Consider the following 1,501-nt stretch of genomic DNA (forward strand, 5'->3'; position numbering starts at 1 on the left):
GCCTCTATGGTTTTCGTCAAGCGGCCAGGGCCACGGATGGCGAGGTCTGAGGCTCGGTGGGGTCTTGGTAGAGGGTTCCGTCCCTGAGCATGGCGAACAGGACGTCGGTCCGTCGGCGGGCCAGAGCGATGATCGCCTGGTTGTGGCGTTTGCCCTGGGCTCGTTTTCGATCGTAGTAGGCCCTCGACGGGGCGTGGTTGAGCGAGGCGAAGGCCGAGAGGAACAGCGCCCGCTTCAGGCGTTTGTTGCCGCCCTTGGCGGCGTGCTCGCCACGGATCGAGGTCCCGGATCGGCGGGTGACCGGGGCGATCCCGGCGTAGGAAGCCAGGTGGCCGGCGTCGGCGAAGTCCTTGCCGACGACCTCGGTGAGGATCCTCGCGGCGGTCCTGACTCCGATGCCGGGCATCGAAGTCAGGACCTCGGAAAGAGGGTGGGCCTCCACGAGGGCCTCGACCTGGCCGGCCACCGTGGCGCGCTGGTGGATCAGGGTGGCTAGCTGCCCGGCCAGGATCGGTACGACGGTCGCGGCGGCCTCGGTGCCGGCCACAACCACGCTCTGCTGCCCCAGGGCGGTGAAGACCTCCTCGGTCAACGACTCGGCCAGCCGCGGGGCATGCTTGCGCAGCCGGGCCCGCACGTGGCCCCGCCCGGCGGCGGCCAGCTTGGCGGGGGTCGGGTATCGGGTGAGCAGATCGGCCACCGCCGGATGGGTCACCCTCGGTCCCAGCACCCGTTCCAGTGCGGGGTGGATCTGGGTGAGCATGCCCCGCAGCCGGTTGGAGGTTGCGGTGATCTGGGCGGCGAGGTCGTCGTCGAAGCCGGCCAGCACCGCCAGCTCGGCGATCTGTTCCTCGTCGGCCCGGATGTTGCGCAGGGTGTGCGGCATGGTGCGGGCGGCCTCGGCGATGATCAGGGCGTCGCGGGCGTCGGTCTTCGCAGTACCCGGGTGCAGGTCCGCGATCCGGCGCATCGCCAGCCCCGGCAGGTACGCCACGGTGACTGCCTCCGTCGCCTGGGCCACGGCCACCGGCAGCGCCCCGATCGTGGCCGGCTGGTCCACCACCATCAGCACCGGCCCGTGGGCGGCTGCCAGCTCTTCAAGGATGGCCCGCAGCCGGGTCTCGTCGTTGGGCAGGGCCTTGTCGTGGACCGTGCTCCCGGCCGCCGTCACGGCCACGGCGTGATGGTCGGACTTGCCGACGTCGAGGCCGACGAACACCGCCGGCAGTGGTTGCTCCGCCACGATCGAGTCCCTTCTCCTGCACTGGCATCTGCGCGTGCTGGCCGGCCGGGTGGTGGTCACGCTCGGCATCCACGTTACGAAGGTCCCTCGAGAAGAAGGTCGTGCCTCTATCAGCGATCCGTGACCACCGGACCGGCCCTCGGTGACAACACCCCCCCGGATCATCGACGACTGGGGGCAAACGATCATGCCGAGGACCGACCGGTCAGCACCCCTTCATCCTGGTGGACGGACGGGCTATGAAGAAGGTAACGGGGG

1 protein-coding gene is annotated in these 1,501 nt (G+C 70.0%); it reads right to left on the reverse strand.

All coding sequences use genetic code 11. The features are described from left to right. Positions 1 to 16: 16 nt before the first annotated feature. On the reverse strand, positions 17 to 1,312 hold the full coding sequence (locus ACFYE1_RS17365; RefSeq protein WP_387745771.1) for an IS110 family transposase: 1,296 nt from the start codon (positions 1,310 to 1,312) through the stop codon (positions 17 to 19). Between the last annotated feature and the right edge of the window lie 189 nt (positions 1,313 to 1,501).

Source organism: Kocuria nitroreducens (assembly GCF_042879195.1).
Classification (GTDB): domain Bacteria; phylum Actinomycetota; class Actinomycetes; order Actinomycetales; family Micrococcaceae; genus Kocuria; species Kocuria nitroreducens.